Origin of the sequence: Novosphingopyxis sp., assembly GCF_965218915.1 — a bacterium.
Lineage (GTDB): Bacteria > Pseudomonadota > Alphaproteobacteria > Sphingomonadales > Sphingomonadaceae > Novosphingopyxis.
Window position 1 is genome coordinate 241,983 of sequence record NZ_OZ244708.1, and the last position, 26,571, is coordinate 268,553.

31 protein-coding genes and 1 pseudogene are annotated in these 26,571 nt (G+C 64.6%); 11 read left to right on the forward strand and 21 right to left on the reverse strand.

Annotated features, from left to right (window positions below; genetic code table 11):
• Positions 1-35 precede the first annotated feature (35 nt).
• On the reverse strand, positions 36-998 hold the full coding sequence (mdh, locus tag ACOQPC_RS01215) for a malate dehydrogenase (RefSeq protein WP_420606856.1): 963 nt from the start codon (positions 996-998) through the stop codon (positions 36-38).
• 277 nt (positions 999-1,275) lie between these two features.
• Here mdh and ACOQPC_RS01220 point away from each other — a divergent pair, with 277 nt between their 5' ends.
• Positions 1,276-2,460 carry an acyltransferase family protein gene (locus tag ACOQPC_RS01220; protein WP_420606857.1) on the forward strand — a complete coding sequence of 395 codons (1,185 nt, stop codon included), beginning with the start codon at positions 1,276-1,278 and terminating at the stop codon, positions 2,458-2,460.
• Here ACOQPC_RS01220 and zapE read toward each other — a convergent pair.
• The 3 genes from zapE to ACOQPC_RS01235 form a co-directional block, all read right to left on the reverse strand.
• The gene (gene zapE, locus ACOQPC_RS01225) at positions 2,396-3,508 is read right to left on the reverse strand and encodes a cell division protein ZapE (protein WP_420606858.1); all 1,113 of its coding nucleotides are present in this window, start codon (positions 3,506-3,508) and stop codon (positions 2,396-2,398) included. The two genes, ACOQPC_RS01220 and zapE, sit on opposite strands and share 65 nt — an antisense overlap.
• A gap of 10 nt (positions 3,509-3,518) precedes the next feature.
• Complete coding sequence (locus ACOQPC_RS01230) at positions 3,519-4,004, reverse strand: PaaI family thioesterase (protein ID WP_420606859.1); 486 nt, start codon at positions 4,002-4,004, stop codon at positions 3,519-3,521.
• A 115-nt stretch (positions 4,005-4,119) separates the two neighbouring features.
• Positions 4,120-4,902 carry a succinate dehydrogenase iron-sulfur subunit gene (locus ACOQPC_RS01235; protein ID WP_420606860.1) on the reverse strand — a complete coding sequence of 261 codons (783 nt, stop codon included), beginning with the start codon at positions 4,900-4,902 and terminating at the stop codon, positions 4,120-4,122.
• Between the two features lie 112 nt (positions 4,903-5,014).
• Here ACOQPC_RS01235 and ACOQPC_RS01240 point away from each other — a divergent pair, with 112 nt between their 5' ends.
• Both ACOQPC_RS01240 and ACOQPC_RS01245 read left to right on the forward strand, forming a co-directional pair.
• Positions 5,015-5,860, forward strand: coding sequence for a diacylglycerol/lipid kinase family protein (locus tag ACOQPC_RS01240; protein ID WP_420606861.1), 846 nt, complete (start codon positions 5,015-5,017; stop codon positions 5,858-5,860).
• The gene (locus ACOQPC_RS01245; RefSeq protein ID WP_420606862.1) at positions 5,857-6,585 is read left to right on the forward strand and encodes a metallophosphoesterase family protein; all 729 of its coding nucleotides are present in this window, start codon (positions 5,857-5,859) and stop codon (positions 6,583-6,585) included. Before ACOQPC_RS01240 ends, ACOQPC_RS01245 begins: the two co-directional genes overlap by 4 nt.
• An 18-nt stretch (positions 6,586-6,603) precedes the next feature.
• Here the strand turns inward: ACOQPC_RS01245 and ACOQPC_RS01250 are convergent, their stop codons facing one another.
• The 4 genes from ACOQPC_RS01250 to ACOQPC_RS01265 all read right to left on the reverse strand — a co-directional run bounded on the left by ACOQPC_RS01250 (position 6,604) and on the right by ACOQPC_RS01265 (position 10,606).
• Entirely contained in the window at positions 6,604-8,217 is a 1,614-nt protein-coding gene (locus ACOQPC_RS01250; protein ID WP_420606863.1) for a methyl-accepting chemotaxis protein, read from the reverse strand.
• 155 nt (positions 8,218-8,372) lie between these two features.
• The gene (gene rpsI, locus ACOQPC_RS01255) at positions 8,373-8,903 is read right to left on the reverse strand and encodes a 30S ribosomal protein S9 (protein ID WP_420606864.1); all 531 of its coding nucleotides are present in this window, start codon (positions 8,901-8,903) and stop codon (positions 8,373-8,375) included.
• Positions 8,903-9,382 carry a 50S ribosomal protein L13 gene (gene rplM / locus ACOQPC_RS01260; protein WP_420606865.1) on the reverse strand — a complete coding sequence of 160 codons (480 nt, stop codon included), beginning with the start codon at positions 9,380-9,382 and terminating at the stop codon, positions 8,903-8,905. The genes rpsI and rplM overlap by 1 nt, the downstream gene beginning before the upstream one ends.
• 162 nt (positions 9,383-9,544) lie before the next feature.
• On the reverse strand, positions 9,545-10,606 hold the full coding sequence (locus ACOQPC_RS01265) for a COX15/CtaA family protein (RefSeq protein ID WP_420606866.1): 1,062 nt from the start codon (positions 10,604-10,606) through the stop codon (positions 9,545-9,547).
• A 124-nt stretch (positions 10,607-10,730) separates the two neighbouring features.
• Here ACOQPC_RS01265 and ACOQPC_RS01270 point away from each other — a divergent pair, with 124 nt between their 5' ends.
• The 4 genes from ACOQPC_RS01270 to ACOQPC_RS01285 all read left to right on the forward strand — a co-directional run bounded on the left by ACOQPC_RS01270 (position 10,731) and on the right by ACOQPC_RS01285 (position 14,592).
• Positions 10,731-11,099 carry a MerC domain-containing protein gene (locus ACOQPC_RS01270; protein ID WP_420606867.1) on the forward strand — a complete coding sequence of 123 codons (369 nt, stop codon included), beginning with the start codon at positions 10,731-10,733 and terminating at the stop codon, positions 11,097-11,099.
• A 603-nt stretch (positions 11,100-11,702) separates the two neighbouring features.
• Positions 11,703-12,161 (forward strand): Fur family transcriptional regulator, encoded by a 459-nt coding sequence (locus ACOQPC_RS01275; protein ID WP_420606868.1) that lies wholly within the window; start codon positions 11,703-11,705, stop codon positions 12,159-12,161.
• Positions 12,162-12,223: 62 nt separating this feature from the next.
• The gene (gene dxs / locus ACOQPC_RS01280; RefSeq protein ID WP_420606869.1) at positions 12,224-14,185 is read left to right on the forward strand and encodes a 1-deoxy-D-xylulose-5-phosphate synthase; all 1,962 of its coding nucleotides are present in this window, start codon (positions 12,224-12,226) and stop codon (positions 14,183-14,185) included.
• Entirely contained in the window at positions 14,182-14,592 is a 411-nt protein-coding gene (locus ACOQPC_RS01285; RefSeq protein WP_420606870.1) for a hypothetical protein, read from the forward strand. Before dxs ends, ACOQPC_RS01285 begins: the two co-directional genes overlap by 4 nt.
• 57 nt (positions 14,593-14,649) lie before the next feature.
• On the opposite strand, the gene ACOQPC_RS01290 is transcribed toward ACOQPC_RS01285, so the two are convergent.
• The 11 genes and pseudogenes from ACOQPC_RS01290 to ACOQPC_RS01340 form a co-directional block, all read right to left on the reverse strand.
• A complete protein-coding gene (locus ACOQPC_RS01290) occupies positions 14,650-15,030 on the reverse strand; it encodes a type II toxin-antitoxin system VapC family toxin (protein WP_420606871.1) in 381 nt (126 codons plus the stop codon).
• Positions 15,027-15,272 (reverse strand): type II toxin-antitoxin system Phd/YefM family antitoxin, encoded by a 246-nt coding sequence (locus ACOQPC_RS01295; RefSeq protein WP_420606872.1) that lies wholly within the window; start codon positions 15,270-15,272, stop codon positions 15,027-15,029. The genes ACOQPC_RS01290 and ACOQPC_RS01295 overlap by 4 nt, the downstream gene beginning before the upstream one ends.
• A gap of 190 nt (positions 15,273-15,462) precedes the next feature.
• Positions 15,463-15,858: pseudogene (locus ACOQPC_RS01300) on the reverse strand (DUF3035 domain-containing protein); the annotation flags it as partial.
• On the reverse strand, positions 15,851-16,360 hold the full coding sequence (gene lspA / locus ACOQPC_RS01305; RefSeq protein ID WP_420606873.1) for a signal peptidase II: 510 nt from the start codon (positions 16,358-16,360) through the stop codon (positions 15,851-15,853). The gene lspA and the pseudogene ACOQPC_RS01300, both read right to left, overlap by 8 nt.
• 96 nt (positions 16,361-16,456) lie before the next feature.
• Complete coding sequence (locus ACOQPC_RS01310) at positions 16,457-17,401, reverse strand: bifunctional riboflavin kinase/FAD synthetase (protein WP_420606874.1); 945 nt, start codon at positions 17,399-17,401, stop codon at positions 16,457-16,459.
• 32 nt (positions 17,402-17,433) lie between these two features.
• Complete coding sequence (locus tag ACOQPC_RS01315) at positions 17,434-17,922, reverse strand: dihydrofolate reductase (protein WP_420606875.1); 489 nt, start codon at positions 17,920-17,922, stop codon at positions 17,434-17,436.
• A gap of 32 nt (positions 17,923-17,954) precedes the next feature.
• On the reverse strand, positions 17,955-19,028 hold the full coding sequence (locus ACOQPC_RS01320) for a 5-(carboxyamino)imidazole ribonucleotide synthase (protein ID WP_420606876.1): 1,074 nt from the start codon (positions 19,026-19,028) through the stop codon (positions 17,955-17,957).
• Complete coding sequence (gene purE / locus ACOQPC_RS01325; RefSeq protein WP_420606877.1) at positions 19,025-19,537, reverse strand: 5-(carboxyamino)imidazole ribonucleotide mutase; 513 nt, start codon at positions 19,535-19,537, stop codon at positions 19,025-19,027. The genes ACOQPC_RS01320 and purE overlap by 4 nt, the downstream gene beginning before the upstream one ends.
• Before the next feature lie 215 nt (positions 19,538-19,752).
• On the reverse strand, positions 19,753-20,439 hold the full coding sequence (gene gpmA, locus ACOQPC_RS01330; RefSeq protein ID WP_420606878.1) for a 2,3-diphosphoglycerate-dependent phosphoglycerate mutase: 687 nt from the start codon (positions 20,437-20,439) through the stop codon (positions 19,753-19,755).
• Positions 20,440-20,454: 15 nt separating this feature from the next.
• Complete coding sequence (locus ACOQPC_RS01335; protein ID WP_420606879.1) at positions 20,455-21,579, reverse strand: M14 family metallopeptidase; 1,125 nt, start codon at positions 21,577-21,579, stop codon at positions 20,455-20,457.
• Positions 21,576-22,193: a DUF4136 domain-containing protein gene (locus tag ACOQPC_RS01340; protein WP_420606880.1), complete on the reverse strand. Its 618-nt coding sequence runs from the start codon at positions 22,191-22,193 to the stop codon at positions 21,576-21,578. Before ACOQPC_RS01340 ends, ACOQPC_RS01335 begins: the two co-directional genes overlap by 4 nt.
• A 168-nt stretch (positions 22,194-22,361) precedes the next feature.
• On the opposite strand from ACOQPC_RS01340, the gene ykgO reads away from it, so the two are divergent.
• Positions 22,362-22,487 (forward strand): type B 50S ribosomal protein L36, encoded by a 126-nt coding sequence (gene ykgO / locus ACOQPC_RS01345; protein ID WP_022673177.1) that lies wholly within the window; start codon positions 22,362-22,364, stop codon positions 22,485-22,487.
• 157 nt (positions 22,488-22,644) lie between these two features.
• Positions 22,645-23,250 (forward strand): HAD family hydrolase, encoded by a 606-nt coding sequence (locus ACOQPC_RS01350; protein WP_420606881.1) that lies wholly within the window; start codon positions 22,645-22,647, stop codon positions 23,248-23,250.
• Positions 23,251-23,560: 310 nt separating this feature from the next.
• Here ACOQPC_RS01350 and pyk read toward each other — a convergent pair whose 3' ends face one another.
• Complete coding sequence (gene pyk / locus ACOQPC_RS01355; protein WP_420606882.1) at positions 23,561-25,012, reverse strand: pyruvate kinase; 1,452 nt, start codon at positions 25,010-25,012, stop codon at positions 23,561-23,563.
• A gap of 132 nt (positions 25,013-25,144) precedes the next feature.
• Here pyk and ACOQPC_RS01360 point away from each other — a divergent pair, with 132 nt between their 5' ends.
• Positions 25,145-25,441 carry a DUF1244 domain-containing protein gene (locus ACOQPC_RS01360; RefSeq protein WP_420606883.1) on the forward strand — a complete coding sequence of 99 codons (297 nt, stop codon included), beginning with the start codon at positions 25,145-25,147 and terminating at the stop codon, positions 25,439-25,441.
• Positions 25,442-25,656: 215 nt separating this feature from the next.
• Complete coding sequence (locus ACOQPC_RS01365) at positions 25,657-25,905, forward strand: DUF2312 domain-containing protein (RefSeq protein WP_420606884.1); 249 nt, start codon at positions 25,657-25,659, stop codon at positions 25,903-25,905.
• A 19-nt stretch (positions 25,906-25,924) separates the two neighbouring features.
• On the opposite strand, the gene ACOQPC_RS01370 is transcribed toward ACOQPC_RS01365, so the two are convergent.
• The gene (locus tag ACOQPC_RS01370; protein ID WP_420606885.1) at positions 25,925-26,563 is read right to left on the reverse strand and encodes a hypothetical protein; all 639 of its coding nucleotides are present in this window, start codon (positions 26,561-26,563) and stop codon (positions 25,925-25,927) included.
• Positions 26,564-26,571: the final 8 nt, after the last annotated feature.

Sequence of the window (26,571 nt, forward strand, 5' to 3'; positions counted from 1 at the left end):
GGGCTCCTGCCTTCGCAGGAGCGCGGCGACTCCAATCAGCTGAGACTGCTGTCCATGGCCTTGCAGACATCGGTCAGTTCCTTGACCGCGTCGACACTGGTCTGGAAACCCTGCTTGGCCTCGTCGTCCAGTTCGATCTCCACGATGCGCTCCACGCCGTTCGCGCCGATCACCACGGGCACGCCTACATAGAGATCGTCGACGCCATATTGGCCGGTGAGGTGCGCCGCGGCGGGCAGGACGCGCTTCTTGTCCTTGAGATAGCTTTCGGCCATCATGATGGCGCTGGTGGCGGGCGCGTAGAAGGCGCTGCCGTTGCCGAGCAGTTTGACGATCTCGCCGCCGCCGCCGCGGGTGCGCTTGATGATCGCGTCGATCTTCTCCTGCGTGCTCCAGCCCATCTTGATGAGGTCCGGCACCGGGATGCCCGCCACCGTGCTGTACTGTGCGATCGGGACCATCGTATCGCCATGGCCGCCGAGCACGAAGGCGGTGACGTCTTCCACGCTCACGTTGAATTCCTCGGCGAGAAAATGGCGGAAGCGCGCGCTGTCCAGCACACCGGCCATGCCGACGACCTTCTTGTGGTCGAGCCCGGAAAATTCGCGCAGCGCCCAGACCATCGCGTCGAGCGGGTTGGTGATGCAGATCACGAAGGCGTCCGGCGCATGCTTGGCGATGCCCTCGCCGACCGACTTCATGACTTTCAGGTTGGTCGCCAGCAGATCGTCGCGGCTCATGCCGGGCTTGCGCGGGATACCGGCCGTGACGATGCACACGTCGGCGCCGGCGATGTCGGCATAGTCGCTGGTGCCTTTCAGATCGCTGTCATAGCCCGCGACCGGCCCGGCCTGGCTGAGATCGAGCGCCTTGCCCGCGGGCATGCCCTCGGCAATGTCGAACAGCACCATATCGCCCAGTTCCTTCATCGCGGCGAGATGGGCGAGCGTGCCGCCGATCATGCCGGAACCGATCATCGCGATTTTCTTGCGGGCCATTCAAATCTCCTTCGAAAGTCAGGACCCCGTTGGAACAAGGGGGCGGGAAAGTGTTGCCGGGCGGCTTACGCTTGTGGACAAACCGGATCAACCGCCGAAATGGCGTCAATCCGGCTTATTCGTGATATTGCAAAGCGGTCGCAAAAAGACGGTCCGATCATGATGTACGGGATTTCAACGGCCCGACGCGGATGGCGTTCCAACGGCGCATCCGTAGGTTGTTCCAGGCCGCCGAATGGAGGGTGCGAACGCGCGCGCTTCTGCTAGCCTGAGGAGCATGGAGCGGACGGGTTCAGATATAGGCAAGGCGGCGGGCGCTGGGCCGACCCGGCGGTTGCGTCCGCGCGGTGCGCTTTATGCGATCGACCTCCTACGCTTCGGCGCGGCGATGCTGGTGCTGCTGTTCCATTATTTCGCGGGTTATGCGAGCCCCGGCCACCGCCTCGCCGCGCGCTTCCTCGATCAGGGCCTGCTGCCCGATGCGGGGCGGCTCTATGCCGGTTATGGCTGGATCGGTGTGGAAATCTTCTTCGTTATCTCGGGCTATGTCATCGCCATTTCCGCGCATGGATCGAAGGCGTTGCCGTTCGCGCGGCGGCGCGTGCTCAGGCTGTGGCCCGCCGCGCTGATCTGCGCGAGCTTCAGCTTCGTTCTGCTCTGGCCGTTCGATCCGCGGGCCACGCATCTGGACGAATATTGGCGCTCGGCGATGCTGTGGCCCTGGGGCGACTATATCGACGACAGCTATTGGACGCTGGGAATTGAATGCGTGTTCTATGCCCTGGTCGCGTTGCTGCTCCGTATCAGTCCGGGCCGGGACCGGATCGAATGGCTGGCGCTGGCGCTCGGTTTGATCAGCCTGACCTTTTGGCTATGGGGGGGTGATCTTCCGCGGCTTTCGCTGCGCAACGAACAACTGCTGCTGCTGCCGCACGGGTGTTTCTTCGCCATCGGCGTGCTGTTGCATCGTTGGCATGCGGGCCATCGCGGCATCCGGCGTCTGCTTGCATTGGCACTGTTCGCGCTTCCGGCGCTGCTGTCGATCGGCGCGCGCAACGCCAATACCGCGTTCGGCATGCGCATCGCTTACGATGGACGCGTTGCGGCGGCCCTGTTCGTTGCGGCCACGCTCGTCGTGATGCTGGCTCCCCGCCTGCAACCGCTGCTCGAGCGCCGCCTGCCGCGCCGTCCGGTGCTACTGCTCGGGCTCGCCACTTATCCGCTGTACCTCATCCACCAGACGCTGGGGCTGATCCTGATCGGTGGGCTGCTGCGGCTGGGAGTAGCCTATGTCCCGTCCGCGCTGATCGCGCTGGCGGCGATCACCGTCACCGCGATCGCCATCGCCGCCTGGGTCGAGCCGGCGCTGCGCCGCCTGCTCGACCGCGCGCTTCCGTTCAGTGTTCGGCGCCGTGACCCAGCGCCAGATAGGCGTCCGAACGCATCTCCGACAGGCGGCTGACCGTGCGTTCGAACTCGAACCCGCCATCGCCTTCGGGGTAGAGATTTTCCGGGCTGGCATCGGCGCTGGCGAGCAGCTTCACGCGATATTCGTAGAGCGCGTCGATCAGGATGACGAAGCGCGCGGCCTCGTTGCGATGCTCCAGCCCCAGCACCGGAATGCCGACGATGATGACCGCGTGATAGCGCCGCGCGATGGCGAGATAATCCGCCGCCCCGCGTGGCTGCCCGCACAATCGCTTGAACGAAAACACCGCCACGCCCTTCAGCGCCTTGGGCACGTGCAGCGTCCGTCCGCCGCCGAGCGCGATGTCCTCCGACGGCACGTTCTTCGCATCGCTCGGCGGATAGTCGGTCAGGCGGAAGAACGCCTCGCTGAGCTCGCGCGTTGCGATGTCGCCATTCGGGCAGTGCCACAAGGTCGCATCGCCCAGCCGCTCGCGCCGGTAATCGGTCGGGCCATCGAGCGGCAGGATGTCGAGGCGCTGCTGCACCAGCACGATGAAGCCGGTGATCAGCGTGCGGTTCAGCCCATCCTTGAACAGGTCCTTGGGCTGGCGGTTGGAGGTGGTGACGATCGTCACCCCGGCCTCGATCAGCCCGCCGAACAATCGCCCCATGATCGCCGCGTCGGCGGTGTTGGTGACGTGCATCTCGTCGAAACACAGCAGCCGCGTGTCGGCGGCGAGCGCGTCCACCACCGGTGCCACCGGATCGCCGACTTCCTTGGCGCGCTCGGCGGCGAGGCGCTGGTGGATGTCGATCATGAACTCGTGAAAATGCGCGCGGCGCTTATGGTCGATGGCGACGCTGTCGAAGAACAGGTCCATCAGCATCGATTTGCCGCGCCCGACCCCGCCCCACAGATAGAGCCCGCGCACCGGATCGCGGCGCTTGCCGACAATCTTGGCAAAGAAACCGGGGCGTTCGGGCCGGGCCTCGAGTGCGTCCTGGATGTGCTGGAGCGCGGCGACCGCGCGCTCCTGATCGGCATCGGCCTTCAGCTCGCCGCCGGAGACCAGCGCCTGATAGCGCTCTTCGACCTTCACCGGCGCTGGATCACGGGCGCGGCAGGCCCTTGCGCAGGATCGCGGTAAAGGTCGCGACATTGGCGCATTCGGCATCCTCACGCGGGCGCTGCATCAGCATGCCGCGCAGGAACAGGAGGCTGCCGGTCTCGCGCACATTTTCCAGCCTGCAGTCGAGCGGGATATCGATATGCGCCGCCCCGACGAACTGCGTCGACAGCTCCACCGTCACCGCGCGGCCGCCCAGGTCGATGCCGATAGCGCGGCTTCCGGCGAACAGGCAGACGTCGATAAAGCCCAGGATGGTACCGCCATGGACGTTCTCGCCGAAGTTGCTGTGCCGATGCTGCGGCGTCATGCGCACCCAGCCGAAACCGTCCTCCGCATCCTCGCGGATCGCGATCGAGCCCAGGAAGCCGTTGAAACGCGTGTCGTCCTTCACGTTCCACGTCATCCAGCCCGGATTGTCCGGGTCCGGCCCGTGATCGAACCAGGGATGGGGGTCGAGGTCGTTCATATCGCTCGCTGTGCCCAAATTGATCCCCGGCGAAGGCCGGGGTCCAGCAAGTGAGGTTCCGTGATGGACCCTGGCCTTCGCCGGGGATCAACGCTTGCCAGCTTTGTCAAAAAAATCAGATCGCGCGTTCGGCGATCATCTTCTTGGTCTCGGCGATCGCCTTGGCGGGCGACAGGCCCTTGGGGCAGACATTGGCGCAGTTCATGATCGTGTGGCAGCGATAGAGCCGGTAGGGGTCCTCCAGATCGTCGAGCCGCTCGCCGGTCATCTCGTCGCGGCTGTCGGCCAGCCAGCGATAGGCCTGCAGCAGGATCGCGGGTCCCAGGAACTTGTCCTGATTCCACCAGTAGCTGGGGCAGGCGGCCGAGCAGCAGGCGCACAGGATGCACTCGTACAGGCCATCCAGCTTGTGGCGTTCCTCGGGCGATTGCAGCCGCTCCTTGCCCGAAGGCTCGGGCGTCACCGTCTTCAGCCAGGGCTGGATCGAGGCGTATTGGGCGTAGAAATGCTTGAAGTCGGGGACCAGGTCCTTGATCACCTCCATATGCGGCAGCGGGGTGATGCGGATATCGCCCTTCACGTCCTCGATCGCGGTGGTGCAGGCGAGGCCGTTCTTGCCGTCGATATTCATCGAGCAGGAACCGCAAATCCCCTCGCGGCAGGAGCGACGGAAAGTGAGCGAGCTGTCCTGTTCGCCCTTCATCTTGATGAGTGCGTCGAGCACCATCGGTCCGCACTCGTCGAGATCGACCTCGAAATGGTCATAGCGCGGGTTTTCGCCGCTGTCGGGATCGTAGCGATAGACTTTGAACGTCTTGGTCCGCGCGGCGCCCTCGGCCCTGTGAACCTTGCCCTTTTTCCTGATCTTGCTGTTCTTGGGCAATGTAAAGGTGGCCATGCTAGCTCCGATGCTGGAATTCCCGACCGAGGTAGTGCCGATTATCAAACGGATCAACGGGCAATGCGGGTCGATACGGGACCGAAACGCCGGCTCACGCGTTCGAGGGGCTATGAGCAGGATATGGATCGCCGCGAACGTCAACAGCGGCAGCTACGACGGAAAATTGTGCGAACGGGTGAGCGGCGCGCTCGTCGAGCAGGGTCATGAGATGGCCAAGCTCATCGAATGTCCCGATGAAGCGCTTCCCGATGCGGCCACGTTGACGGCCCAGGGCGTCGACGCGCTGGCGGTGTTCGGCGGCGACGGCACGGTCAATGGCGCGATGCGCAAAGCCGATGGCTGGGGCGGCCATATTCTGGTGCTGCCCGGCGGCACGATGAACCTGCTCTCGCGCGCATTGCACGGCGATGCCGACAGCGAGACAATCGCGCGGCGCTACGCCGAGGGCCGCTGCCGCATCGCCAGATTGCCGGTGGCAATGGGCGAGGGCGAGATCGCTCTGGTCGGCGTGATCGCGGGACCGACCACCGCCTGGGGCGATGTGCGCGAGGACATGCGCCATTTCAACCTGGCCGACATGCCCGGTTCGATCGCCGATGCCTGGACCAAGACCTTTGGCGGTGCGCAAGTGCGACTGGACGGGGGCGGGACGGCCTATCCGGCACTGTTCATCGAGCCCGCCGCAGACGCGCTGCGCGTTACCGGCTTCACCGCGGAGGGCGCGGGCCAGCTGTTCGCACACGGCCTGTCCTGGCTGAAGGGCGATTTCCGCGAGGGACCGCATGAGGTGCTAGGGCAGCGCGAGGCCATCGAAATCAGCGCGGCCGACGAACAGCCTGTCGGGCTGCTGATCGACGGCGAGGAAGCCGCGGGCTCGGCGATCTGTCGCTTCCACCACGAATTCTCGCCGGTCGACTTCGTCTATACCGCCGATCGGAGCGCCGCGGCCGCATGACGATCTTGTTTCACTGCAGCGACATCCATTTCGGCGCCGAGGACCGCGCCGCGCTAGACTGGTTCGCCGAGGAGGTGAAGACGGCCAAGCCGGATGCGGTGGTCATTACCGGCGATCTCACCATGCGCGCACGCCACCGCGAATTCGCCGCGGCGGGCGAGTGGATGCGCGCGCTCGGCGCGCCGGTCACGGTCGAGGTCGGCAACCACGATCTGCCCTATTTCAACCTCTACGAACGCTTCACCAGCCCCTATCGGCGCTATGCGACGATCGAGGACAAGGTGGAGGCTGAAATCGATCTGCCCGGCGTGGCGATTGTACCGCTTAAGACCACCGCGCGGGCGCAGTGGCGGCTCAATTGGTCCAAGGGGCGGGTGAGCGGGGGCGCGCTGCGCGATACGCTGGGGGCGCTGAGCAAGAGCGATCCGGACGCCGTGTGCCTGGTCGCCGCGCATCACCCGCTGGTCGATGCCGACACGCGCACGTCGGGCTCGACGCGCGGCGGGCTCGGCGCGTTGGTCGCGTTGCAAAGGGCGGGCGCGCACGCGGTGCTGACCGGCCATGTCCACGACCCGTTCGATATCGACCGACCGACCGGCGACGGCTCGATCCGGCTGATCGGAGCGGGCACGCTGTCCGAGCGCGTGCGCGAACATCCGCCGAGCTACAACCGGATCACCGTCGCTGACGGAAAGATCGCGGTCGATTTCCGGTTTATGGATTAAGTCGCGCGGCTCGCAGCGTCAGGAGGCGCGCAGTTCGCCCAGAAAGCCCTCGGTTGCCTGCCGCAAATTGCGCGAGCGTTCGGCCAGGCTTTCGGCGATTTCGCGTACGCCCGCGCTGTGGGTGCGGGCCTGTTCGGCGGCGTCGGCGACGCGGGCGATGCTCGATTGCGCGCGCTGGCTTTCCTGCGCGGCGCGGCTGCTGTGGCGCCGGATTTCCTCGCTGGCCGAGCGCTGCTGGTCGGTTGCCGCCGCGATCATCGTGCCGCGCTCTTCGAGCTGGCTCAACTCCGCGCCGGCCTTGTCGAGCGCCAGCGCGGCATCGTTGACGAAGCGGTCGATCTCGCCCAGCCGCGCGGCGATATCTTCGGTCATGCGCGCGGTCTGCCCGGCGAGCGCCTTGACCTCCTGCGCCACGATGGCGAAGCCGCGGCCCGCCTCGCCGGCGCGCGCGGCCTCGATCGTGGCGTTGAGCGCGAGCAGGTTGGTCTGCCGCGCGACATCCGAAATGGCGGTGACGATCTCGCCGATGCCGCCGGTCCGCTGTACCAACAAGGTCATCGACGCCTCGCTCTCGCGCGTGGCGTCGCCGACTTCGGAAATATGACCGAGATTGGCCTGAATCTGCACGGCGACTTCGCCGACCGCCTGATCGAGCTGCTGCGCGGCGATGGCGACATGTTGCGCGGCCTCGGTCGAGGCATGCGACCGGGCGCGCATGTCCCGTGCGTCGTCACTGGTCGCGCCGGCAATTTCGGCGAGCGCCGCGGCCGATTGGGTAAGATCGCCGATGGCCGCGCCGACCTGATCACTGGTTTCGATCACCGATCCGTCGAACTGGCCGGCCAGAGCGAGCAGATGCGTACGCCGTTCTGCGGTAAGGCGGTCTTTCTCGGCAGCGCGATCCCGGGCTTCGGCCAGTTCGCGCGCAGCCTCGCGCTCGCGCATCAGCGCTTCGGCCTGTTGCGTTTCGCGAAGCTCTGCGCTTTTCAGGTGCAGCTGGACGATCCGCTGCGACTGTTCGACCACCGTCATGACGAGATAGCAAGCGAACAGCAGCAGCAGCAGCCAGCTGATCGCCATGATATTCTGCCAGTGGACGACTTGCGCCGCGAACAGCAGGTAGAGCGGCCCGGAAAAGCACAGAAACGCGACCGGAAGGTTCACGTAGAGCAGCGCGCCGAAGAAGATCGTCGCGATGTGAAACGCGACGACGAACAGCGTCAGCTCGGCGTCGCTGCTGCCGAGGATGCTGGCGATGACGATCGACCAGGAGATGCCAAAGCCAAGGGCGGTGAACATCAGGCCCTGCGCCCATCTGCGGGGCGCCAGCTTCAGTCGTTCGGCGCGGTTTGGTGCGGTCAGATAGAGTCCACCGATGGTCGCCAGGAAAATCAGCGCGCAGCCGACATAGAGCATCGTCGCGGCGGCGTGATCGCTGAAGAAGAAGGCAAAGGCCGGACCCAGAAACAGGGTGGCCGGCATCAGCGCCCGCAGCGCTCGGTTGCTGGCCCGCAGCTGCTCTATGAACGCCAGCCGGCGCGCGCTGTCCGGGGCAGCATCGATCCGAAACAATTCGTTGATGTAGAAGCGAAATTTCCCTTGTTGGGTGAAATCTGCCAGCTGCTGTCGCATCCGAACACTTTCCTTGGGTTCGGGCGCATGTTTAAACGCGAATGGTAAACAGCCGATAAAGCAATCCGTTGCGCCTTTTCCAATGACCGCAAGCGGCAACGAAAAAGGGCGACCCAAAGGCCGCCCTCGTCCTTTTCCGGGAGATGACGAAGCGATCAGCGCTTGGAGAACTGGAAGCTCTTGCGCGCCTTGGCCCGGCCGTATTTCTTGCGCTCGACCACGCGGCTGTCGCGGGTGAGGAAGCCGGCGGTCTTGACCGTGCCGCGCAGCGCGGGCTCGAAGCGGGTCAGCGCCTGGCTGATGCCGTGCTTGACCGCGCCGGCCTGCCCCGAAAGCCCGCCGCCCTTCACGGTGACCATCACGTCATATTGGCCGCGGCGCTCGGTCACGTCGAACGGCTGGTTGATGACGAGTCGCAGCGAGGGACGCGCGAAATAGGCGCTCTGGTCGCGGCCGTTGACCAGGATCTGGCCCGTCCCCGGCTTCAGCCAGACGCGCGCCACCGCGTCCTTGCGGCGGCCGGTGGCATAGGCGCGGCCGTACTGATCGAGCTTCTGCTCGCGTAGCGGCATCGCCGGCTGCATGGGCTGGGTCGGCGCGGCGGTGTCACCGGCTTCGGCATTGGCCTCGGCGGCGTCGCCGGCAATGTCCTTGATGTCGGAAAGCGACTGACGATGATCGGCCATTAGGCACCTACCTTGTTCTTGCGGTTGCGCGCGGCGATGTCGAGCGTCTCGGGCTGCTGGCCCTCGTGCGGATGCTCGGTGCCGGCATAGAGATGCAGCGCCTTCATCTGGGCGCGGCCGAGCGGGCCGCGCGGGACCATGCGCTCGACGGCCTTTTCCAACACGCGCTCGGGGAAGCGGCCTTCGAGCACCTTTTCGGCGGTCACGCCCTTGATGCCGCCGGCATAGCCGGTGTGCTTGTAATAGACCTTCTGCTTGGTCTTGTTGCCGGTGAACCGCACCTTGCCCGCGTTGATCACGACGACATGGTCGCCGCAGTCGACATGCGGGGTGAAGCTGGGCTTGTGCTTGCCGCGAAGGATGTTGGCGATGATGCTGGCCACCCGGCCGACGACGAGACCGTCGGCATCGATGATGTGCCACTTCTTCTCGACATCCTGCGGACGCACCGATTGGGTGGTCTTGGAAAGCGATTTCATGGGGATAGCCGTCCTTGGGAATGGAAAAAGCGAAAGCCGCAGGGCGACCCGCGGCGGTTAATGAGGGCTAATGACTCTGACTGCGTTCTAAGTCAAGGCTGAAGCGGCTTTTGAAGCGGGTATAATGATACCGGTAGCTTATCTCTTCAGCGAAATACCAACTTACGCCCGCTCAACTTGCCGCCGCCCTGCCGCGTGGGCCGCCCACACCGCGCAGGCGACCAGCAGCGCGCCGACGGCCTGGTGCGCCGCCGCCAGCGGCAGCGCGATGCCGCTCATCACCGTCGCTATGCCCAGCAGGATCTGGATGCCGACGGCGCTGTGCAGCGCGATCGACGCCGGACGCGCGTGCGCTCGCTTCGCGCCGCGCGCCAGCAGCATCACCGCCCCCAATGCGGCCCAAGCCCACCAGCGATGGAGGAAATGGACAAGGAACGGATCGTTCGAAAAGGCGTAAAGCCCGCCCTTGCTCCAGTCGACCCCGGCCGGGAAAAACCGCCCGTTCATCAGCGGCCAGTCGCTCGCGACATAGCCCGCGTCCAGGCCCGCGACCCAGGCGCCGAGCAGCAATTGAACCGCGACCACGCCGAGCAGCAATGCGTTTCTGCCGCCGAGCTTGACAGGCACGGCATGGCCTTTGGCGAGTCGCTTGAGATCGAGCGCCGTCCAGACGAGGCCGGACAGGATGAACAGCGCGGCGAGCAGATGCACCGCAAGCCGGTAATGGCTGACATCGGTGCGCAAGGTGAGGCCGGAGACCACCATCCACCACCCGATCGCGCCCTGCAACCCGCCCAGCGCGAGCAGCGCCACGAGCCGCGGTTTGTATCCGGCGGGAATCGCGCCGCGCAGCCAGAAGAACAGCAGCGGGAGGGCAAAAGCCATGCCGATCAGCCGCCCAAGCAGCCGATGCGCCCACTCCCAGAAGAAGATGAATTGGAACTGCCCCAGCGTCATGCCCGCCGGACCGGTGATCTCGCGATATTCGGGGGTCGCCCGGTATTTGGCGAATTCGGCCGCCCAGCCGCTCGGGGACAGCGGCGGGATGGCGCCGGCGATCGGCTGCCATTCGGTGATCGACAGCCCCGATTCGGTCAGCCTGGTGATCCCGCCGACGACGACCATGCAGAACACGAGGGCGGCCACCGCCAGCAGCCAGTTGGCGATGGCGACGGGGCGGATGCGGTCTCCGGCGGCGGGAGCGGTCGCGGCGATCGATGTCATGGCGCGCGGTATGGCGCGGGCGAACGCGCGCCGCAAGCGCGGCTCATCGAAAGAATCCGGTGTTCGGTGCGAAAAATGTCATGTGATGTTGTATCTTTACGATCACGGCCCTATAGTCTCCGCCATGACCACGTTGATGCACAAGGACGGCTTCTGGGACCGGGCGGCCATGACGCTCTCGGGCCTGTGTCTGGTGCATTGCATCGCCACCGCTTTTTTCATCGCCGCCGCCGCGTCGATCGGCGGCCTGCTAGGTGCGGAATGGGTCCACGAGTTCGGCCTTGCCATCGCCATTGCGCTCGGCGCCGTCGGCCTTGGCCAGGGCGTGCTGCGGCACGGCTATGTCATGCCGGTGGCGATCGGGTCGCTCGGGCTCGGCATCATGGCCGGCGCGCTCAGCCTGCCGCATGGCGGGATGGAAGTGATCTACACGATCCTCGGCGTGTCGATCCTGGCGCTCGGTCACGACCTGAACTTCCGCGCGACTCACTGAAGCGGTATCGGGTCAGTCGAAATCGCTCGATTACCTTTACCTTCTCTCGCCCGGGCGGGAGAAGGATACGTAGCCTCGCCGCGTCAGCGGCTAGGCGGAGTTGGATGAGGGTGGGTGGCGCGTGAGCGCCATCGATAGGTCGGCTCTGCGCATGCTGCCATCACCGGAAAATTCAAACCGAGACGCTGCCGAAATCCAGGCCGGCCCGCGACCGGCCGCGCAATCGCCTTTCCTACACACCCATATTCATGCTATGTTCTGCGTTTGCCGATCACGGAGGCCGATGATGGTCACGCCCGCCTGTTCGCATCCTCGCCCCTCCGCCCCATCCTCTTGCGGATGGCAGGCACGGAGCCTCGAACGGTTCGGCGGGGAGCGAACAAGGGGGGGACGTATAGTGTCCTTTGTGACTTTCCGATCGCGGCGGGTCTTCGGCGCGGTTCGCCGAGCTGGCGCCGCGGCTCGCGAGTTCGAGGCGATTCGCCACCCGCTGCGATGGGGAAGCTGAGATGGGCGCTCGCCTCTGCGGGGACCGACGCGGCGCCGAGGGAGCCGATGCTCGCGCCATTGCTCTCGCCTGTCTCCGCGCCTACATTCCTGGCCATGACAAGCCATGCGCATCACGAGCATCACGGGCCCGCGCTGAAGCAGGAGGCGCAGACCACGCTGGAAGCCGCGGGCGAGCAGTGGACCGACATGCGCGCACTGATCTTCGACGTGCTCGCCACCTTCAGGACGCCCGCCTCGGCCTACGACATCGCCGAAAAGGTCTCCGCCCGCCGGGACAAGCGCGTCGCGCCCAACAGCGTCTACCGCATCCTCGACCTGTTCGTGGAGACCAATCTCGCCCAGCGCGTCGAGAGCGCCAACGCCTATGTCGCCAACAGCCATCCGGGCTGCGTGCACGACTGCATCTTCATGATCTGCGACAGCTGCGGCGAAGTGACCCATGTCGACAATGATCGGTTGGCCGACGGCGTGCGCGACACCGCCGTCGCCAGCGGCTTCACGCCCGAGCGTCCGGTGATCGAAGTCCACGGCACATGCGCCGCCTGCGATTGAACTTTTCGACGATTCAACTGGGTGCAATCGACTTGGGTAATCCAAGCGTATAAGGTTGGGACATGACGGAAAAAACTCCTGCCAAGCGACCCGAAACGCCGCTGCTCGACACGGTCGATACCCCCGCCGATCTGCGCAAGCTGAAGCCCAAGCAATTGCGCCAGCTCTGCGACGAACTGCGCACCGAGATGATCGACGCGGTGTCGGTCACCGGCGGACATCTGGGAGCGGGGCTCGGCGTGGTCGAGTTGACCGCGGCGATCCATTATGTGTTCAACACGCCGGACGACAGGCTGATCTTCGATGTCGGCCATCAATGCTATCCGCACAAGATCCTGACCGGGCGGCGGAATCGCATCCGCACCCTGCGGCAGGGCGGCGGGCTGTCGGGCTTCACCAAGCGCTCCGAAAGCGAATATGATCCTTTCGGCGCGGCGCACAGCTCGACTTCGATCTCGGCCGCGCTCGGTTTTGCCGTGGCGAACAAGCTGGCGGCCAGGCCGGACAAGGCGATCGCGGTGATCGGCGACGGCGCGATGAGCGCGGGCATGGCCTATGAGGCGATGAACAACGCGAGCCAGGCCGGCAACCGGCTGATCGTGATCCTCAACGACAACGACATGTCGATCGCCCCGCCGGTGGGGGGCCTCAGCGCCTATCTCGCACGGCTGATTTCCAGTTCCGAATATCTCGGCCTGCGCAGCCTCGCCAGCAAGGTCGCGCGCAAGCTGTCGCGCCGCGTCCACCAGTCGCTGGGCAAGGCCGAGGAATATACCCGCGGCATGGTCACCGGCGGCACGTTGTTCGAGGAACTGGGCTTCTATTATGTCGGCCCGATCGACGGCCATAATCTCGATCACCTCATCCCGGTGCTGGAAAATGTCCGCGATGCCGAGGAAGGCCCGATCCTGATCCATGTCGTCACGCAGAAGGGCAAGGGCTACGGCCCCGCCGAAGCGTCGGCCGACAAATATCACGGCGTGTCGAAATTCGACGTGATCACCGGCAAGCAGGACAAGGGCAAGGGCGGCGGGCCGCCGAGCTATACCAGCGTCTTCGCCGACGCGCTGATCGCCGAGGCGAGCCGCGACAAGCGCATCTGCGCGATCACCGGCGCGATGCCCGGCGGCACCGGCGTCGACAAATTCGCCGCCGCCTTTCCCGATCGCAGTTTTGACGTGGGCATCGCCGAGCAGCATGCCGTCACCTTTGCCGCTGGGCTTGCCGCGCAGGGGATGAAGCCGTTCGCCGCGATCTATTCCACATTCCTCCAGCGCGCCTATGACCAGGTGGTGCATGACGTGGCGATCCAGAATCTGCCGGTGCGCTTCGCGATCGACCGCGCCGGGCTGGTCGGCGACGACGGCCAGACCCATGCCGGTTCGTTCGACGTCACCTATCTGGCGACCTTGCCCAATTTCGTGGTGATGGCCGCCGCGGATGAGGCCGAGCTGGTCCACATGGTCCACACCGCCGCACTGTACGATGATGGCCCGATCGCGTTTCGCTATCCGCGCGGCGCGGGCACGGGGGTTGCTCTGCCCGAAACGCCCGAGCAGTTGGCAATCGGCAAGGGGCGGCTGGTGCGCGAGGGCAAGAAGGTCGCGATCCTGTCGCTCGGCACGCGGCTGGCCGAAGCGCTTAAGGCCGCCGACACGCTCGACGCCAAGGGCCTCAGCACCACGGTGGCCGACCTGCGCTTCGCCAAGCCGCTCGACCGCGCGCTGATCCGCAAGCTGATGACCAGCCACGAGGTGTGCATCACGATCGAGGAAGGCGCCGTCGGCGGCCTCGGCGCGCATGTCCTCACCATGGCGAGCGACGAGGGGCTGACCGACCCCGATAGCGCTTCGGGGGGCCTCAAGATTCGCACCATGCGTCTGCCCGATATTTTCCAGGACCAGGACAAACCCGACCGGCAATATGAAGCCGCGGGCCTCACCGCCCCGGATATCGTCGAAACCGTGCTGAAAGCGCTGCGCCACAACGCGACCAAGGTGGAAGAGGCGGGGGTTCGGGCTTGAGCCGAGCCGATGGCGGAGATGTTGGTTATCTTCGCCGCCGTAATGCTGTTTTTCGCGAGCGGTCTCGGTTTTCTATGGCGAAGGGAACGCCGCCTAGCGCGGAGCCGTCCCATCTCGAAGCCGAAGATTTTGTCCGCGCCCTGCCGCCGAGTTGCGATCGCATGATCGGCGGTTGGGTCTATCGCCAGCTTGATTTTCATTTACCAGAATATCTGAAACCGCATCCATCCGATCATATATTGTCCGATCTTTCGATCGATCCGGACGACTACTCTGACATGGGCCGGGATCATTTTGAGCGCTGGTCCCTTCCAACTCCTTCGCCCCTTGATCCGGAGGTGCTGCCGGAAGATCCAACCGTCGAGGCCTTTGTCCGCTATCTCACGCAGCGGACGAAAAGGTCATGATCCTGCGCCGCCGCGTCTGGCGTGAACTCGATCCCAGCGCGCGCGAGCCGCCTCCGGCTAGAGGAGCCTGATGGTTGCCGGGTAATCGGCGAGTTGGCGATCCGCCGTAACCAGCGTCAATTCTTCCACTTGGGCCTGCGCGACCAGCGCGCGATCAAATGGATCTCCGTGGATTTCCGGCAAGGCGCCGACCGCCACCGCATGATGTATTTCAAAGCTCAGCTCGACCCAGCCGGCATCCAGCAGTCGCTGCGCGACCACGGTGGGATCATAAGGAAAATCGTCGCGTCGCTTGGCGAACTTGATTGCGATTTCCCAAATGCTGATCGGGCTGAACAGGGTTTCGGTGCTCTCGATCTCGTCGAGCAGACCTGAAGGGAATCGATCGGGCTGCGTGCCGAGCCAGATCAGCAGATGCGTATCAAACAGCAGCCTCATTCGTCGCCGTCGAACATCGCCGCGATTTCATCCGCGAACATCGTGTCGAAATCGGCCGGTGGCGGCGGATAGTCGCTGAGAAACCCCACCCGGCTCTTCACCGGCGTTTCGTCCGGCTCCAGCGCTTCCACCTTCACCAGCGGTTTGCCCGCCTTGGCGATGATGAACGGATGGCCCTTCACCGCCGCGGCGACGAGTTGGGAGAGGCGGGTCTTCGCCTCGTGTATATTGACGGTTTCCATATGCCGCTCCAACCAGACTTAGTCTGGTTAGTTTAGTTCAACAGCGCGTGCCCCGCAAGCGCGTTCAGTTGGGATTGGGCACCGGCTCATAGCCGTCGGGAACCGAAGGCTGCGAGCCGTCCGACAATGGATCGCCCGTCGCCGACGGTTCGCCCGTGGGCGTAGCGCTGTTGTTCGGTACGATGGTGCCCGCCTGGGCCTCCTGTCCGTCGCCTTCGGGCGCGGCGATGATGTCGCGCGTGACCGAACCCTTGCTCACCACATTGGTCGCCGGATCGCCGACTTCGCTGCGGATGCCGAGATCGTCGTCGCCGGCCTCGCGGCTCACCGCCTGTTCGACCGGCGAGCGTGGGGCGGGGCCGCCGAACAGCGCGTCGAGCACCTGCTCCTGGTCGGTCCCGGCCTGCACCGGCGCGGCGCCGGGCTGCGGCGGCTCGAGCGAATAATCGGGCGGGATCACCAACGGCGCCTGCCGCGAAACGGCGAACTCGTCGGGCCGGTTGCGGTCGAACAGCCCGCCGCCGCCGCAGGCGGAAAGGCCGCTGAGGAGCACCGCGCCGCCAAGGATCGCGAGCGATTTACGCATGGACATTCTCCGAATTTCTTTGGCCGGGCTTGTTGCGCATGAGCAGCGCGCGGGCAAGCAATATCAGGACGCCGATGGTGATGCAGGCATCGGCCAGGTTGAAGATGAAGAAGGGCCGCACGCCGCCGATATGGAAATCGGCATAGTCGACGACATAGCCGAAGCGCGCGCGATCGATGATGTTGCCGATCGCGCCGCCCAGGATCAGCCCCAGCGCCAGCACGTCGCCGGTGCGCCGCTCGCGCCACATCCAAACTAGCACCGCGATGGCGAGCACGGCGGTCAGCCCCACCAGCATCCAGCGCTGGGCGTCCGTGCCGGCCTGGAACATGCCCATCGATACGCCCTTATTCTCCGCCCAGGTGAGGTCGAAAATGGGCAGCAGATAGATGGTGCCCTTGCTCTGCAGCGAGAGCGGCACGATCATCGCATATTTCACCGCCTGATCGACCAACACGACGAGCGCCGCCAGGATCAGGCCATAGGATTTGATGCGCGTCATTCGCTCGAAAGCTCCGTCACCTTGGTTTGCCGGCACCCGATTGCACGAAAGCGGCCACTCGTCCACCGTCCTGCGTCGCCCCGCCTGAACGCTGGCCTAACCGGCGGGCACGCTTGCCAGGCGGTGGCGTGCTTCGTGGCAGTCCGCCGCCATCTGGACCTTGAGCGCTTCCAGATCGTCGAACTTGCGCTCGGGACGAAGGAAATCATGCAGCTCCACGGCGATGTTCTGGCCGTAGAGATCGCCCGAAAACTGGAAGAAATAAGGCTCCAGCAATTCCACGGGCGGATCGAAACTGGGACGGATGCCGATATTGGCCGCGCCGTCCAGGACGCGTCCGTCGGGCAACCGCCCGCGCACCGCATAGATGCCATAGCGCGGCCGCAGATAATGGCCGAGTTCCAGATTGGCGGTGGGATAGCCCAGCTCCCGGCCCGTCTTGGCGCCGTGCACCACCCGACCCTCGATGGCGAACGGCCGGCTGAGCAGGCGCGCGGCCTCGCGCGGATCGCCCGCCTTCAGCGCCTCACGGATGCGCGTCGACGAGATGATCCCGCCATCGCCTTCGATCGGCGCGACGATGCGGCTGCGAAAGCCGAGGTCCGCGCCGAGCGTTCCGAGCATCGGCGCCTTGCCCGCGCGGCCCTTGCCAAAGGTGAAGTCGCCGCCCGTCACCACGGCCGCCGCGCCCAGCCGACCGATCAGCAGCTCGCGCACGAAATCCTGTGCGCTGGTGGCGGCCAACGCGCGGTCAAAGGCGAATACCAGCATCGCGTCGGCGCCCGCGTCCGCGAACAGCTGCTGGCGCTGATCGAGCGTGGTCAGGCGAAAAGGCGGCGCATTGGGCTGGAACAGCCGCGCCGGATGCGGATCGAAGGTGGCGACGATCGCCGGGCGGCCTTCCGCGCGCGCCCAGCCGATTGCCTCGCCCGCCACCGCCTGATGGCCACGGTGGAAGCCGTCGAAATTGCCGAGCGCGATGATGGCGCCGCGCATATGCTCGGGCAGGGCCTCGTCGACGCCATAACGGGCGATGCTCATGGCCTACCCCTCATGCCTACAGCGCGCGGCATCTATTTCCTGACGAGCGTGACGAAATCGAACGCCGGGCGATCGCCATCGCGCTCGTGCGATTCGCGCGCGATCTCGGTCCATTCGTCGGGTTCGAAGGCGGGAACGCGCGTGTCGCCATCGGGCGCGGCATGGACTTCGGTCAGTTCGATGCGGTCGGCGCGACTGCGGAACAGCGCGAAGATTTCGGCTCCCCCGATCACCGTCACATGCGGCGCATTGGCGGTGGCGAGCGCCGCTTCGACCGAGCCCACCGGCTCGGCTTCCTCGTCGGCCCAGTCGGCATCGCGGGTGAGCACGATATGGCGTCGGCCGGGCAAGGCGACGGGCAGGCTTTCGAACGTCTTGCGGCCCATGATCATCGGCCGGGCGCCGGTGATCTGCTTGAAATGCCTGAGGTCGGCGGGAAGATGCCAGGGCATGTCGCCATCCTTGCCGATGACGCCGTTGTCCGCCCGGGCGAGCACGAAGATGATTTCGGGATGGTTCATGAGCCTGTCACCGGCGCTTAACCCAGCCAAATTCAAAAATATAGCTTGGTGACATGGCCCATTTTCCGGCCCGGCCGCGCATCGGCCTTGCCATAATGATGCAGGTGCGCCGCGGGGTCGGCCAGAATCGCCGCGCTGTCGTTGATTTGCTCGCCGATCAGGTTGCTCATTTCGATGCGCGTGCCGACGGTGGCGCAGGCGCCCAAAGGAAGGCCCGCGATGGCGCGAATATGGTTTTCGAACTGGCTCGTCACCGCGCCCTCGATCGTCCAGTGGCCGCTATTGTGGACGCGCGGCGCGCATTCGTTGAACAGCGGGCCGTCGGCAGTGGCGAAGAATTCGAACGTCAGCACGCCGATCGCATCCAGCGCTTCGGCCGCCTTGCCCGCCAGCGCGCGCGCGTCCGCGATCTGGGCCTCAACCACGTCCCCGGCGGGCCAGAGCGAGCGCCGCAAGATGCCGTCCTCATGCACATTGCGCGTCGAATCCCAGAAGCGGATTTCGCCATCGGCGGCGCGCACGAGGATGACCGAGAACTCGTCCTCGAACGTGACAAACCCTTCCATCACCGCGGGCTGCCGTCCGATGCTCTCCCAGCCGCGCGGTGCGTCACCGCCGTCGGTGATGCGGGCCTGGCCCTTGCCGTCATAGCCCATGCGGTCGGTCTTCAGGATGGCGGGCGCGCCGATCGCGGCGATGGCCTCCTTCAGCGTGGCTGCATCCTCGACGAACGCGAACGGCGCGGTGCGCGCGCCGAGATCGCGGAAGAAGCTTTTTTCGGCGATGCGGCTCTGCGAGATGTCGAGCGCCTTGACCCCGGGCCGCACCTTGTCCGCCAGCCCCAGCGCCAAGAGCGGCGCGGTCGGGACATTCTCGAACTCATAGGTCAGCACATCGCAGGCTTCGGCGAAACGGGCGAGCGCAGGTTCGTCCTCGAAGGCGGCGGTGGTGCGCGATACGGCGACGTCGGCGGCGACCGCGCGGCCCTGCGGCGCGAAAATATGGCAGCGATAGCCGATTTGCGCCGCGGCCATCGCTAGCATGCGCCCCAACTGGCCGCCGCCCAGAATTCCGATGACCGCGCTGGGCGCGAGCGCTCCGTTCATGCAGGTGTCTCGGCGGGCGCCTCGGCTACGCCGCTCGTCTGCGCGCCGCGAAAATCGGCGAGCCGCTGCGCCAGTGCGTCGTTGGTGGTGGCCAGCATCGCGGCGGCGAACAAAGCGGCGTTCTTCGCGCCCGCCTCGCCGATCGCAAAGGTGGCCACCGGCACGCCGCCTGGCATCTGCACGATCGAGAGCAAGCTATCCATGCCATCGAGCGCCTTCGATTGCACCGGCACGCCAAGCACCGGCAGCGGCGTCAACGCTGCCGCCATCCCCGGCAGATGCGCCGCGCCGCCAGCCCCGGCGATGATCGCTTTGAGGCCGCGCTGCTCGGCGGTTTTGGCATAATCACAGAGCCGCTGCGGCGTGCGATGCGCCGAGACGATGCGCACCTCATGCGCGATACCGAATTGCTGCAGGATATCGGCGGCGCACTGCATGGTCGGCCAGTCGGACTGGCTGCCCATGATGATGCCGATGATGGGTCCGTCGCCCCCCGATTTCTGGCTCATGCTCCACCCCGTAAACTCGTTCGCGTGAAGCGAATTCTGTTATCGAAGGGGAGGGGGTAGGGCAATGGGGGAAGCTTGGCGTTCAACCTGGTCTCTAAAGCATGTCGTCATTCCGGCGAAAGCCGGAATCCAGGGCCATTACAGAGCTGCACCCGCCATGGATTCCGGATCAAGTCCGGAATGACGAAGCCAATGGGGAGAACGAGCGCGTGCCCTCACCGGTCCTTCAGATAATAACGCTCCACCTCGTCCAGCTCGTCGTCCAGCTCGTAGATCATCGGCTGGCCGGTCGGGATTTCCAGCCCGGTGATCTCGTCGTCGGGGATTGCCGAGAGATGTTTGACGAGCGCGCGCAGCGAATTGCCGTGCGCGCTGATCAGCACGGTCTTGCCCGCCTTCAGCTCGGGCGCGATGACGTCGTTCCAATAGGGCAGCACGCGCTCGATCGTGAGTTTCAGGCTTTCGGTGCGCGGCACGTCGATCCCGGCATAGCGCGGATCGGACGACAGGTCATATTCGCTACCTGCCTCCAGTTGCGGAGGCGGCACATCGAAACTGCGGCGCCAGACATGCACCTGCTCGTCGCCATGCCGGTCGCGCGTCTCCTGCTTGTCGAGCCCGGTGAGCCCGCCATAATGACGCTCGTTGAGGTGCCAGTCCTTATATTCGGGCAGCCAGAGCCGGTCCATTTCCTCCAGCGCCAGATGCAGCGTCTTGATCGCGCGGGTCTGGAGCGAGGTGAAGCAGATGTCGGGATCGACGCCCTTCTCGCGCATCAACCGCCCCGCCGCGCGCGCTTCCTCGATGCCCTTCTCGGTCACGTCCACGTCCCACCAGCCGGTGAAGCGGTTTTGCAGGTTCCATTCGGACTGGCCGTGGCGCAGCAGGATGAGTTTGGGCATGCTTGGCTCCGCGCTTTAAATCTCGTCGACCATTTCCGCCAGCACGGCCAGGCAATCATCGGCCAGGCGCACGCAGCGTTCGGGGCTCCAGCCATGCGCTTCGTCGGGCAGGAACTGGTTGTCCTTGAACGGCATCTCCAGCGTCATCGATACCGCACCGAAGCGCTGGGCGAGCTGGTTGGTGCTCATCGAGAGATTGGCGGTGCCGGGCTTGGCCTTGGGATAGCCCAGCTCATGTTGAAAATCGGGCGTGCGCTGGGCGAGCAGCTGCTGATAGCGGGTGAATTTGCCGCCAAGCTCCTCGGTCCAGTTCTCGATGCCCTCGAACCCGGCCAGAAACACCGCGGCAATCGCCTCGTCGCCGTGCACGTCCATGGCATAATCGACGCCGCTTTCGTCCATCGCACCCCGCACGCACAACACTTCGGGGCTCTTCTCTTGCGAAGGCTCGTGCCATTCGCGGTTGAGGTTCACACCCTTGGAATTGGTGCGCAGATGGCCGCGAACGCTGCCGTCGGGGTTCATGTTCGGCACGACATGGAGGCGGCACTTTTGCCGGAGCAGCCGCGCATGCGGATCGGCTGGGTCGGTCAGCTTGGCGAGCGCGCCCTCCATCCACCATTCGGCCATCGATTCGCCGGGATGCTGGCGCGCATAGAGCCATACCTGTTTCTCGCCTTCACCCATTTCCAGACAGTCGATCGGGCGACCATCGGCGGTTAGCCCAAGCTGGCGGTAGGACACGCCCTCGCAGGCCGCGGCCTCGGCCACGAGGTTCTGGTGGCGCTCATAGCTGTAGGGCGCGAAATAGGCGAACCAGGCGGTGCCGCTCTCGCAGGTCCAGTCGATCGTCAGTTCCCCGGCGTCCTTGTCCCATCGGCTCGGCGCGCGCAGCCATTCGACGCGGTCCTCGCTCACGGCGGCGTTGTAATTTTGCCAGCCGCCCGGATAGGCGCTGCCCGCCAGATCGGTGATCGCCAGTTCCAGCCGCGTTCCCGGCTCGCAGGTCACGCGGAAATGGAACCATTGGTAGAAATCGGAGTGGTTGTCCTTGGCGATGCGCAGCCTGGCGCTGTCGCCCTTTGCGGATTCGACGATGATGTTGCCGCTGTCGAACGCGGACGTGATCTGCAGTGTCATTTCACCCTGATAGTCTCACCGCTGTTGCCGGGAAAGCCCTGGAACAGCGCGCCGGCCAATTTGCGCGAAATCACGTTCAGCTGCGCGGCTTCGGTGCGCGCGCCGGTTTCCTGCTGCGCGCGGCCTTCCCAGACGACGAGACTGTCGGAAGCGCGCAGGATCCGCGCGTCCAGCTCGGTGATCACCCGCGGACCCCCATCGCCGCCCAGCAGGCGGGTAAGGTCGAGCCCGACGCCGAGCCCCACGCCGCTGCCATAGGTGCCGGTCGATCCGCCCGCGCCGACCGAGACGCCCGAGCCGCGGTTCGCGAACTCGGCCGCCGTTCCGCGCTGCGCATCGACTTCGGCGCGGTAGTCCCCGCCCGCAGCGACGACTGTGTAACCGAGCCGCGACAGTTCGGCGGCGACGGCATCGTAATAGGTGCGCGCCTCGATGCTCTCGGGCGCGATCGTTCCGCTGGGCAAGGGCGCCAGCGAGATCGTACCGCGCGGCACCGGCGCGGTCTCGGCGCGGTGGAAGCGGGTGACCTCGACCGGGCCGGCGGGCGTCATGCAAGCGGACAAGGAGGCCGCGGCGGCGGCGGCGAGAAAGACGGGGGCCAGGATACGCGGCATGATTTTTTCCTCGTGAAAAGCTTGGCGTGAAAAGCTTGGGCGGATGGGCTATGATATGGAAACGCGCGGGCGCTTTCGTTGGTTGCCAAGCTTGACTTTGTACGGAGCCCTCCTTAGGTGCGCGCCTTCGAATTTCGACATTTCAATCAAACGAAGAAGCACCCAGCCATGAAGATCCGCAACTCGCTGAAGTCGCTCAAGGGCCGTCATCGCGACAATCGCGTGATCCGGCGCCGTGGGCGCGTCTACGTCATCAACAAGACCAACCGCCGCTTCAAGGCCCGCCAGGGCTGATTCGGCGTGGCGCTTGTGCGCCGTGTGCCGTTCTACAATAATATAACGTCATCCCGGGCTCGACCCGGGATCCAGAGCGAGACGGCACTGCCGCCCGCCCCTGGATCCCGGGTCGAGTCCGGGATGACGTGTTTTTAACGGCTGGAGAGTAAGCGACATGCCCCTCACCACGGCCATCTTCGACGTCGGCCATGTGCTGTTCGAGTGGGACCCGCGCTTTCTGTTCGCAAAGCTGATCGACGATCCCGAAGAACTGGACTGGTTCCAAGGCAATGTCGTCACCGGGGACTGGCATTTCGAAGCCGATTCGGGCCGTCCGCTCGCGGTCATGCTGGAAGAACGTATCGCGCTGTTTCCGGCGCACGAAGCGATGATCCGCGCCTATGCCGAGCGCTGGACCGAGACCGTGCCCGGCCCCGTGCCCGGCAGCCACGCGATCGTGCGCGAACTGGACGAACGCGGGGTGCCGCTGTTCGCGATCACCAATTTCGGCCATGAATTCTGGGCGATGTTCCGTCCGGAACAGCCGATTTTCGACCTATTCGAGGACATCCTGGTCTCCGGCACCGAGAAACTGGTGAAGCCCGATGCCGCGATCTACGCGTTGGCGATCAAGCGTTTTGCGGTCGACCCGGACGCGTGTCTGTTCATCGATGATCGCATCGAGAATGTCCGCGGGGCGCAGGCGGCGGGCATGCACGGCCATGTGTTTAAGGACGCGGAGACGCTGAAGGCGGAACTGGAGGCGGTGGGGTTGTTGTAAGCCCCATCCGTATATCAAAACCCGCTCGTCCCGAGCTTGTCGAAGGACTGTCCTTCTGCCGGGGCCGATGTCCGAGAAGAAAGGACAAGGCTTCGACAAGCTCAGCCCGAACGGAGGTTGGAAATCATTTGGGTGCTGGCAGTTCCATCGTAACGGAATGCGTGGGGAAGGGGATCGTGAAAACAATCACCGCACCAACCGCAGCACAAGCCGCCCACCAATATCGTTTCGCCCGATAGTCGCGAACGGCCTGAACCAGGCAATATACGCCGACTGCTAAAAGAGCGATCATCCAGAACCAAACCATTAATCACCGCCCCTTCAACTCGTCCCCGCTCAGCGTCACCACATGCAGCAGGTTGGTGCTGCCGGGCGTTCCGAACGGCACCCCCGCGATCAGGATCAGCCGTTCGCCCGCGCCGCCGAAGCCGTGGCGCAGGGCCATGCGCTTGGACTTGGCGATCATCTCCTCGAAATCGGAGACGTCGCGCGTCACCACCGCATAGGCGCCCCAGAGCAGTCCGACGCGCCGCGCGGTCTCGCGCTGCGGGGTCAGCACCAACAGCGGCGCCGAGGGCCGCTCGCGCGCGATACGCCGGGCGGTCGAGCCCGAATTGGTGAAGCAGGCGATGGCAGACACCGCGATGGTGTTGGCGATGCTGTTGGATGACGCGGCGATCGCGTCCGATGTGGTCGCATCCGGCTGGGTTTCGGTGAAATGGACACGGCGGCCATAGCCCGGATCGCTCTCCACGCTGGTGGCGATGCGGTCCATGATCGCGACCGCCTCCACCGCGTAATCGCCCACCGCGGTCTCGGCCGAGAGCATGATCGCGTCGGCCCCGTCATAGACCGCCGTGGCGACATCGGAGACCTCGGCGCGGGTCGGCGTGGGCGCTAGAATCATCGATTCGAGCATCTGCGTGGCGACCACCACCGGCTTGCCCATGGCGCGCGCGGTCGCCACGATGCGCTTCTGCAGCGTCGGCACGGCTTCGGGCGGCAGTTCGACGCCCAGATCGCCGCGCGCGACCATCACGCCGTCCGACAGTTCGAGAATTTCGTCCAGCCGCGTGCAGGCCGAGGGCTTTTCGATCTTGGCAAGCAGCGCGGCGCGGGTGCCGATCAGGCGGCGCGCCTCGGCCACATCCTCGGGCCGCTGCACGAAGCTCAATGCGATCCAGTCCGCGCCCTGTTCCAGCGCAAAGGCGAGGTCCGAGCGGTCCTTGTCGGTCAGCGCGCTCATGGGGATCGCGACATCGGGCACGTTCACGCCCTTGCGGTTCGACAGCGCCCCGCCGACCTCGACGCGCGTTTCGATCCGGTCCGGCCCGGCTGCGGTGATGCGCAGCGCGATCTTGCCGTCGTCGAGCAGCAGCCGGTTTCCCGCCGCCAGCGCGTCGAAAATCTCCTTGTGCGGCAGCTTGACCCGCGCCGCGGAGCCCGGTTCGTCCAGCCGGTCGAGGGTAAACGCATCGCCCTCGGTCAGCTCGATCTTGCCGTCCGCGAACGTGCCGATGCGCAGCTTGGGCCCTTGAAGATCGGCCAGGATGGTGGTCGGCCGCCCGGTTTTGTCCTCCAGCGCGCGAATATGCTGGAAGAGCTTTTTCTTATCCTCCTGCGCGCCGTGGCTCATATTGATGCGAAAGGCGTCCGCGCCCGCGCGATGCAGCGCCTCGATCGCCTCGGCGCTCTCGCTGGCGGGGCCGAGCGTGGCGAGGATGCGGATCTTGCGGGTGCGCGGTTTGGTGAAGTCGGTCATTCTGGCTCCTCCGCCTTCCGCCGGAGGCGGGTCATGTGCTTGCGGCGCAAGGCTTAGCGGCTTAGCATGACGGACCCAAGAAATTCCGGGTGTCGGTTTATCGGCACTGTCCAACATCAGGTATGAATTCCCATGACCGACCAACCCAGCGATACGGCCATCGCCGCCACCTTCGAACGCCTGCTCGCGCATCTGCGTCATCGCACCGACGCGCAGAATGTCGAGATCATGGGTACCGCCGGTTTCTGCCGCAATTGCCTGGCCGACTGGCTGATGGAGGCGGACGGTTCGCTGACCAAGGATCAGGCGCGCGAATATGTCTACGGCATGCCCTATGCGGAATATAAGGACCGCCATCAGACATCCGCGAGCGAAGAGCAGCTTACCGCGATGAAGGAAAGCGTGGCGAAGAACGCGCGCGCTGGCTAGGCACGGGCCTCGCGATTCGGGCTTCGGCCCGGACCAACAAATCCATTTCACCACATCCGTTCGGGCTGAGCCTGTCGAAGCCCTGTCCTTCTTCAAACGCAATGTTGCGATAAAAAAGAGCAGCCCCTTCGACTGACTACTTGCAGCAGTCGCTTAGGACAGGCTTAGACAAGCTCAGGGCGAACGGTTCTTAATAATCGAAGGAAATTGTCGACATGGCAGATGAAGAAGCCACCACCACCGACCAGCAGCTGCGCCTGTTCATCGAGCGCGTCGAGCGCATGGAAGAAGAGAAAAAAGGCGTCGCCGACGATATCCGTGACGTCTATTCAGAAGCTAAAAGCCAAGGCTATGATACCAAGACTATGCGGGAACTGATAAAGTTGAGGAAGATGGCTGCAAACGATCGGCAGGAGCGCGAAATGTTGCTTGAAACTTATAAGGCGGCCATCGGATTGGTCTGATTTGGCATCGCGATGGCTCTTAACCTTCCATCTTGAGCGCCAAGGCATAGACATTCAGCGCATCGGGGTCGCCTGCACGCATATTCTCCAATAATGCGCGATAGTCATCGGAATGGCTTTTCAATGCCTTGTTCGATTTATCCATCCATTCGATGGCTATCGCGAAAAAGCAAAATAGCGCACGTTGAGAAACCTCTACGTCGTTGGGGTCAATTTTAATGTCTTGGGCGCTTTTGGGATGCGTAATACGGTTGCGGATTTCGGCTGCTTGCTGAAAGTTCGACCATTCGCTGCTTGAAAAATCGATCGTTTCTACCCCGAGGACTTTATTATAAATATTGGAGAGTAGCCGGACCATTGATAGCAGCGGAACGAAACGGATTTGTTCCTCCACCTTGCCATTGTTTCTCACGACATAGTTCATTTCTCGCAGTGCCATCACCTCGATATCGATTAGGGGAAGAATTTCGTTGGAATAGTCTATTGCAGCAAGCCTCAAATACCAAAGCATTCCTTCGATCGCTGCGGATGTCGCTCGAACGAGATTTCTTCGATCTGGCTGAAGATTGTTCTCGCCCAAGCGTTTGCGCGCAATCTGGACATCTTCGATCAATGCTCCGAGAAACTGGCCTCTCAAATGATCGACGTCGATATTCATCTGCGAGC